Raw genomic sequence first — 8,147 nt, 5'->3', positions numbered from 1 at the left:
TGGTCGCCGGGGCGTTGACTCCCGCCGAGGGACTGCGGGTCATCACCACCCGCTCGACACTGATGGCCCGCCTGTCCGGACACGGCGCGATGGCGCTGGCGGATGCTCCCGGTCTCGATTCAGTGCTACCGGAATTGCGGGCGGCGCTGGCCGATGTGGCACCGCGGCCGACACGCATCCCGGTCCTCGTCACCACCGGCGCCGACCCGGTGTTCGACGCCGACTACTGGGCAGAAAACCTTCGTGCCCCGGTGCGGTTGAACCAGACCGTGGCTGCTGCCGGCGCCGACTACGGCACCTTCGTGGAGGTCAGCCCGCACCCGGTGCTGGCCGACGCGATCAGCGATGTAATCGGCGACCATCACCACCACAGCATCGGAACCCTGCAGCGCGACACCCACGACACGTGGACGTTCCACACCAACCTCAACAGGACCCACACCACCCGCCCGCCGGAAACCGATCATCCCGCCGGACCTCATCCGGTTCTTCCCCCCACCCCCTGGCACCACACCCGGCATTGGATGAGTTCCTCGGAACCAGCGGTGCGCCAGCCCGCGTCGCACTGGCTGAGGATCACCGAACGGTTGGAAGCCGCCGTATCCGCGGCCCGACCCGGTACCGTGCTCGGCGAGCATGTGGCGATCGCCACCACGCCGGCGGTGCATTTGTGGCAGGCATCGCTGAATCCGCAAGCCATGCCATACCCGGGAACGTACCGTGTCGAGGGCGTCGAAGTGGTGCCGATATCGGTTCTGTTGCACACACTTTCATCCGCGGCAGCCGAATGCGGAGCGGCAGCTTTGTCCGACGTCCGCTTCGAGCAGCCGCTCGTCGCCGACCAGCCGCGGGTGGTCCAGGTGGTAGCCGACGGCGAATTGGTCACGGTTTCATCAGGATTGACGGCGGGTGGCTCCACGGACGGCTGGATCAGCCACGCCAGTGCCCGGATCGTGCACACGCCCCACGACGACCGCGCAGTCCAGCCCGGCACCCCGGACTTGGCGCCCTGCGACGCGTCGTCGGTGGCCGGGTCGCGGGCCCAGTGCGGGATCGAGGGACAGCCGTTTGCGTGGTCGATTCATGCGTGCCGGTCGGCACCGGAGGCATTTGGCGCCGACGTGCTGCTGCCCGAGGCGTCGACTGTCGCGTTGCTGGATGCCGCCGTCGACGTCGCGCGACAGGTGGACAGCGCCGGCCCCCGGTTGCTGATACCGGTGGCCGCCGACAGCGTCCGGTTGCATGCCGGTCTCGCCGATGCCCGCGGTGCCGTCGAGGTACGTCGGCGCGACAGCAACGACAACGAGGTGATCGTCGACATCGTCGCGACGACGCCCGACGGCACTATCTGCGTGGACATCCGGTCCCTTCGCTACCACGCCGCGTCGCAGTCCGAATCGGTGCCGGTCATCTGGTCGCAGGTATCCGGGGAACAGGTGGTCGACCAACTCGAGACCAAGCTGCAAACAGTGCTCGCCCGCGAACTCGGGATGCCGGCGTCAGCGGTGGGTGTGGACCGGGCGTTCCCCGAGTTGGGGCTCGATTCGACCATGGCGATGGTCGTCCTACGGGAGACCACCCGATTGGTGGGCTTCGAAGTACCGGCGACGATGTTATGGGAAAACCCGACCATCTCTTTGTTGGCCAGGTGTCTGGCGGAAACGATTGCCGCACCGCCAGCAGCCGACGGCGTCCCCGAGGAAAACCTCGTTGGGGTGACGGTCGACTCGCCGAGCGGCGTGTTGGACGAGTTGTTCGACCATGTGGAGTCGACGCCGGCGGGTAGCGAGCACGGTAGTTTGTGATCACAACGACGAGCCCGGTCGGCTCATCATCGTGTCGCAAACGGTCAGGGGAGTAAGGGATTGTTTCCATCATCGGTCATTCGCAAGCTGGCTAACAGCGAGGAAATGCTGGCCGCGACGGAGCATTTCGTGGGACTCGGCGCCCATCTCGAGGGTCCGATCGATATCGACGCGCTGTCGGACGCCTTCGATGCGCTACTTGAGGCGCACCCGATCTTGTGCGCCCGTCTGGAGCGGGACGCCGACGGGCGGCATCAGTTCGTCACCGACGACCTGCTGCACTCCGGAATCGAAGTCATCGAACTCGACGACCCGGATGCCGAGGCCCCCGCGCCACGATTCGACCAGAGCGAGGCGCTGGTCGGCCTTCGCGTGACCGTCCGCGCCGGCCAGGCGCACCCGACGCTCTATGTTCATCACGCCCTTGCCGACGGCCATCACATGTACGGCCTCATCGAGGAGTTGCTGTCCTTCTACACCGACCTGGTCTGCACCGGCAGCATCGGCCCGATCACCGCCGCGCCCGCGCCGGAGTCGATCGAGACGGTGCTTGCCGAGCGGGGCATCACGAAACAGCCGCGCTCGGGCATCGAACGGTTCCTCCCGGCGATGTTCGCCTACGACCTGCCACCCTCCCGACGAGCTGACACCGGCATCAAACCGGCTTCACCGGTGCGTGTTCCGACGGTGTCGTGCCGGCTCAGTGAGCAGGCGACACACGCCCTCGTCGAGCTGTGCCGCGCGCACGGGCTCGGCCTGCACGCGGTGCTCTCTTCGGTGATCCTCATCGCGGAATGGCAGCTTCGGGGCCGGCTGAACGTCCCGGTGCCGTTCATCTACACCGTCGATCTGCGCTACTTTCTGTCGCCGCCGGTGTCGGCGACCGGGTGCACGAACCCGGTCGGGTTGGGGACTTATCTCGCCGAGATCGACCACAAGACCGGCGTCATCGACCTCGCCCGCGACATCGCCGCAACCTTCAAGGCTGATCTGGCCGACGGGGTGATCCAACAGTCTCGGTTGCACTTCAGCCCGCAATACGACGGAAATGCCCCGGGATTACCGGATGTCGTGCTGCTCTCCGACAATGGCCTGGTCCCTCCGGTGCGGACACCGCCCGATGTGAAGGTGACGGCCACGCACGGCGAGATGTATTTCGTCGTCAGCGCGGGAATCGAGATCTACTTCACCCAGATCTTCGCCGAGCAGCTCAACGTCGAGTACCACTCGCACGGTCCAGCGCCGGAACGTTCGATCGAGCTGATCCGGTCGCTGCTCTGCGCGGTCGCCGAGCAGCATGCCGCCACCAGCGTCAGTTGACTGTCCCGAAGGTGTAACGGTGATATTGCAGGGCCCGCCGCAGCGGCGGGACGGCGCGCACCAGGTGCCGCGCCAACCGGAAGACCGCCGATGCCCGGCGCAGCGTGCTCGCGTCGAAAAACGTGACGGCGGTCAGCAATCGGATCCCACGGACTCGTTGCACGACGTCGGCTGGACTGTTGACGGCCCAATGCAGTGTCGAGCCGGACTGCCGCTGCAGGCGGTGCGCCTTCTGCGAGCGGATGGTGAGCCAGTTGTAGAAGTCGATCTGCAATTCACCGGATTCGAATCGGTCGACGACATGTTGGAGCAGGGCGATGCCGTCGCTTTCGGTCAGGTACATGCTGATGCCCTCAGCCAGGAACAGGACGGGCCGGTCGGCAGGAATTCGGTCGAGCCAGGACGGATCGGTGGCCGCCGTGGCAATCAGGTGGTATCGCGGGCGGCTGGGAAAAACCTTCTGCCGCAATGCGATTACCGCAGGATAGTCGATGTCGTACCATTCGACACCTGGGCCGGGATCCAGCCGGAACACCCGGCTGTCCAGTCCGCAGCCCAAATGCACCACCGTCGCTTGCGGGTTGGCGGCCAGAAACTCGCGGGCCCAAATGTCGTACTGGGCGGTTCGCACCGTCACGAGCGGCGTCCAGCGGTCGGAGACCTTGAGTTCGCGCCAGTCGTAGTCGATTCGGTCGACCGCGCCCTTCGCGAATGCGTCACCGAGGATGGGCCGATCCCAGTCGGCGTCCAGCGCTTTGCAGTACAGCGTCGTCAGCATAGTCTGTGCGGGGCCGCTGAGGTCGACGGCGACTTTGTCGTTCACGGCCCAGAGCCTAGTGGTGATCGCAAGCGCGGCGGAGCCGGGCGCGGCGGGTCATCACGTGAGCAACCTAGTGGTGATCGCAAGCGCGGCGGAGCCGGGCGCGGCGGGTCATCACGTGAGCGGCCCCGTGCGCGACTTTCGATGACGGAGATGTGATGACGGATACGACGAAACCCGGTCGCGGTGAACGGCCTCCGCAGGTGCTGCTGCTCTACTACTCCTACACTGGGCAGTCGATCAAGGTGCTCGAGGCCGCGGGCGACGTCTTCCGCGCGCGTGGCTGCGAGGTGCACACAGCGGGGATCGAGTTCACTGATCGGCGGTATGCCGACCGGTTTTCTCGATTCCCGATGCGACGTGTGTGGCCCGACATGCTCAGCGTGCTGCCGGCCCAGAAGCGCGGCGAGACCGGTGAGATCGTCATCCCCGACACCGCGCGCGGCGGTGATTACGACCTGATCTGTATCGGCTCACCGACCTGGTGGCAGACGGTGAGCATGCCTTTGCGCTCCTTCTTGAAGTCGGACGAGGCGGCTACATTGCTGTCCGGCAAGCCCTTTGCGGTATTTACCGTGTGTCGCCAGTTTTGGCGGGAAAACTTTGACGCGGTGCGCGAGCTTGCCGAACAGCAGGGCGGCCACTTCGTCGACGAGATCCATTTCACCTATCCCGGCGATCCACTTCGGTCCATGCTGTCGCTGACCAGTTACCTGGGGTCGGGCGAATATCGCAGGCGCTACCTGGGCATACCCATCCCGTCGACCAATGTGCAGCCAGCGCAGTTGGAACAAACCCGGACCTTTGCGGCTATGCTGGCGGATCGGTTGTTCGGCAAAGGATCTGGGTAAGCTGACCAAGAGTGCGCCTAGCCGCGATGATGATCACCTGTTGAGGAGTTCGCTCTACAATGTCGCGTTCGTTCGACGTGTCCGCCGACTCGACCGCCAGTATCGAGCAGGTTCACCAGGCCTTCGGCGGTGCGGACTACTGGCAGGCCAGGCTTGCGACGCTGCATGGCGGCACCACGCTGGAGTCATTGATCGTCGATGACGACCGGACCGTGCGGGTGGCCACCACCCAGGATTTGGGTCGCGACCTGCTGCCCGGACTGCTCGCCAAATTCTATCGCCGCGATCTCACCGTCCGGCACACTGAAGTGTGGCGACCGACCGACGGCCAATTGCGCGGCGAGATCAGCGTCGCGGTGTCCGGGGCGCCGGGATCGGGTTCTGGTAGCGCACTGATCGCGCCGATCGATAACGGTTGCCGGATGACCTTCACCGGGATTGTCGAGTTCAAAGTCCCACTGGTCGGCGGGTCCGTCGAAACCTTCATCGCGCGTGAGTTCACCCGGGAAATCCCGGAAATCCAGAAGTTCACCGCGACGTGGATCACCGAGAATGCCTGATACCCGCACCGAGTTAGGGCGCCACAGATGAACGACGCGCCGCGTATCGACCCGCCGGCCTCGGCGCGGTCACCGGTCGCGCCGGCCACCACGGAGGCGCTGGCCGGTCTGAACATGCCGCTGATCGAGGCGATGATGACGCAGCGGGCCGTTCGCCGCGTTCATCCCGACCCCGTCGATGACGCAGTCGTGCTGAAGTGCATCGAGTTGGCGCTGCGCGCCCCCACCGGTGCCAACGGTCAGAACTGGGAGTTCATCGTCGTCAAGGACCGGCGAGTCATAGAAAAGCTCGCCGAGCGTTACCGGCGGGGCTGGAAGTTCTCCTACGGCGGACTGCTCAGCAGGGCGGGCGACAATGACCCGTCACTGGCCAAGGTCATCCGCGCGGCGCAATGGCAAGTCGACCACTTCACCGAAATCCCGGTTCTGGTGGTGGCCTGCCTGCGCTTGACCGTCCGCGAAGGGCGGGTGCCGTCTTCGGTGATGCCCCATGCCGCCCTGTCGGGATATTGGGGTTCGATCTACCCGAGCGTGCAGAACCTTCTGCTGGCAGCGCGCGCGATGGGACTGGGCGCATCGCTGATCACCCTGCCGCTGTGGGGAGTCGGGCGGGCCCGCAGGATTCTCGGCCTGCCACGTTCGGTGACGCCCTGCTGCGTAGTGGCGCTCGGATGGCCACGCGGGCGCTACGGCCCGACCACGCGGGCGGCCGTCGAGCAGGTCGTACATCTGGACACCTACGGCAACCGCGCCTGGCTTAACGACTGATCGTCGGGCACGCGATCGGTGGCTATCGGAAAAAGTCCGGTCGTCACATGATCCAACGACTGCTCGGCGCCGAATGCACTCCGAAAGAGCTGTCCTCAGGTTCGTACCTGAGCGGCGCCTGACAACTCGGGGGAAGCGCAATGCAGGCTGTGTCACGTTCGTATGTCCTTGTGGGTGCGGCGCTGGCGGCGACGGGGGCCCTTGCCGCCGCCCCGTTCACGTCGCGGACCGCCCACCTCCCCACGGTGAGTGCTGAGACCCGTCTGGTGGACGCCGGCTCCGTCCTCAACATCCCGGTGAACCTGTTCGACGACGTTGCGAACATCCCGGCCAATGAGGTGCAGGGACTGGACACCGCGGCAGGCTCGCTGATGTTCAACACCAACATTTTCGTCGTCGGCTCTGCGAACCTGTTTGGTATCGACCCCGGTGACCCGACGCACGTCGCGGCGATCGACTCCTTGTTTGCGCCGTTTCCCTCGCTCATCGACGGTGCTGGCGGCCTGAACTACGAAATCACCGGCTTGCTGGCGGCCGAACTGCCGACGAGTCTGTCCTGTGCCGTGACGACCTGCTTCCCGATCGTTCCGGCGGATGTGGTCACCGGCATCACCGGGATCGACCGCGACCTGGGATTTGCCCAGGCCTTGGTCAGTCCTGATTTCGGGCTGTTCCGCAACTGGTTCACGGCCCCGCTGACCGGCCCGGACAGTCTGTCGACCGGGTACTACTTCAACCCGGCCGCCGGCGGCAGCACCGACAGCGGGCCGGCCTACTCGGGGCTGGGCTTTACCAACCAGCCCGACGGCAACTACTTCCTCGGCGGCAGCACCGACAGCGGGCCGGCCTACTCGGGGCTGGGCTTTACCAACCAGCCCGACGGCAACTACTTCCTGGGCGGCACCGTCGACCCGGTGACGGGCGCACCCGCCTACGACCCGACCACCGGGGTCTTCGACCCGAACGCCACGCAAGTCCCGTGGGCCGGTCACACTTTCACGCTGAACTTGTTGCAACCCTTCGAGAACTTCTACAACAGCCTGCTGGCGACCCCGTCGACCAGCGGCCTGTTGGGCACCGGGATCGAGTCGGTCACCCCGACCGAACTCTTCCAGGCGCTGCAGGCCGACGCCGCCGGGTTCGCGGTGACCTTCAACCCGTTCGAGCCGGGCAGCCCGCTGTGCCCGGGAAGCTGCGAAATTCTCGGGTCGACAGGACCGCTCGGCATCACCCTTCCGATCGTGCAGGACATCAACTCGCTGACCCCGGGTGGCAACCCGATCATCAACGAGTTCCTGACCGCCGTGGCCGGGGGATACTCGAACATCCCGACCTCAACCGACATCGCCGACACCCAGGCCCTGCTGGACACCGGGGCGTTCACGTTCACCCCCGCCGAGGAGACCAGCATCATCGACTCGCTGACCGCGATCAACCCCGAATTGCCGAACCTGGTCATCAACGCCGGTCTGCTCACCGACCCCGGCTATCTGCCGGTGTCCCCTGGCGTGCTGGCGACCGACCCGACCGCGGTGTACGGCGGCTTGAATCCCAGCCTGGTACTCCCCGACCTCGCCCAACTGTTCGGCGGCAGCGCGGCGGCGTCGACCTTGGGCCAACCCTTCGACCTCGCCGCCCTGGATCCCAGTTCGCTGTCGGCAGACCTCGCCGGGATCTTCGGCGCCAACCTGGCGCCCGATTTGACCAGCATTGCGACGAGCCTGTTCTGACCGGTTCGTATCACGCCGAGTCAAGGATTTGCCTAATTCGCCATTCGTCATATCGCGCGACTCTGAATATGAGTTTGGCCAGATAGATATGAGGTTGGAAAGAAGCGCCTTTTCGATAGCGACAGCTGAAGCTTTCTGCGTTTAGCTCTAGGGGCTATTCAGCTGATTTCAATCGAGGGGTAAGTCTGCCATGCAGATTGCTGCGCGTCCGTGTGCCATGGCCGGTGCGGTGCTGGCCGCGACAAGTCTTGTCGCGGTTACGCCGATGGCGCAGAAGGCCATTCATCTGCCCA

General features: G+C 65.3%; 7 protein-coding genes. 6 read left to right on the top strand and 1 reads right to left on the bottom strand.

Going from position 1 to position 8,147, the window contains the following annotated elements; translation table 11 throughout:
* Both AC2VOG_RS00480 and AC2VOG_RS00475 read left to right on the top strand, forming a co-directional pair.
* A partial coding sequence (locus AC2VOG_RS00480; RefSeq protein ID WP_486937952.1) for an acyltransferase domain-containing protein occupies positions 1-1,805 on the top strand: 1,805 nt, incomplete at its 5' end.
* 60 nt (positions 1,806-1,865) lie between these two features.
* Positions 1,866-3,125 carry a phthiocerol/phthiodiolone dimycocerosyl transferase family protein gene (locus AC2VOG_RS00475; RefSeq protein WP_486937951.1) on the top strand — a complete coding sequence of 420 codons (1,260 nt, stop codon included), beginning with the start codon at positions 1,866-1,868 and terminating at the stop codon, positions 3,123-3,125.
* On the opposite strand, the gene AC2VOG_RS00470 is transcribed toward AC2VOG_RS00475, so the two are convergent.
* Positions 3,118-3,948, bottom strand: a complete 831-nt coding sequence (locus AC2VOG_RS00470; protein ID WP_486937950.1) for a class I SAM-dependent methyltransferase — start codon at positions 3,946-3,948, stop codon at positions 3,118-3,120. The two genes, AC2VOG_RS00475 and AC2VOG_RS00470, sit on opposite strands and share 8 nt — an antisense overlap.
* A 155-nt stretch (positions 3,949-4,103) precedes the next feature.
* Here AC2VOG_RS00470 and AC2VOG_RS00465 point away from each other — a divergent pair, with 155 nt between their 5' ends.
* From AC2VOG_RS00465 to AC2VOG_RS00450, 4 genes are all read left to right on the top strand, one after another.
* The gene (locus tag AC2VOG_RS00465; RefSeq protein WP_486937949.1) at positions 4,104-4,796 is read left to right on the top strand and encodes a flavodoxin family protein; all 693 of its coding nucleotides are present in this window, start codon (positions 4,104-4,106) and stop codon (positions 4,794-4,796) included.
* A gap of 59 nt (positions 4,797-4,855) precedes the next feature.
* Positions 4,856-5,356, top strand: coding sequence for a DUF2505 domain-containing protein (locus tag AC2VOG_RS00460; RefSeq protein WP_486937948.1), 501 nt, complete (start codon positions 4,856-4,858; stop codon positions 5,354-5,356).
* A 27-nt stretch (positions 5,357-5,383) separates the two neighbouring features.
* Positions 5,384-6,124, top strand: coding sequence for a nitroreductase family protein (locus tag AC2VOG_RS00455; protein WP_486937947.1), 741 nt, complete (start codon positions 5,384-5,386; stop codon positions 6,122-6,124).
* Positions 6,125-6,273: 149 nt separating this feature from the next.
* Positions 6,274-7,854, top strand: coding sequence for a hypothetical protein (locus tag AC2VOG_RS00450; protein WP_486937946.1), 1,581 nt, complete (start codon positions 6,274-6,276; stop codon positions 7,852-7,854).
* Positions 7,855-8,147: the final 293 nt, after the last annotated feature.

It is taken from the genome of Mycobacterium sp. TH-M11 (assembly GCF_057473725.1).
The sequence above is the reverse complement of the archived record's forward strand: the minus strand, read 5'-3'. Positions and strand labels throughout refer to the sequence as shown.

Excerpts from the sequence above, each read along its gene's own strand:
- AC2VOG_RS00460 (WP_486937948.1), top strand. The coding sequence starts at position 4,856 with ATGTCGCGTTCGTTCGACGTGTCCGCCGACTCGACCGCCAGTATCGAG.
- AC2VOG_RS00465 (WP_486937949.1), top strand. The coding sequence starts at position 4,104 with ATGACGGATACGACGAAACCCGGTCGCGGTGAACGGCCTCCGCAGGTG.
- AC2VOG_RS00455 (WP_486937947.1), top strand. The coding sequence starts at position 5,384 with ATGAACGACGCGCCGCGTATCGACCCGCCGGCCTCGGCGCGGTCACCG.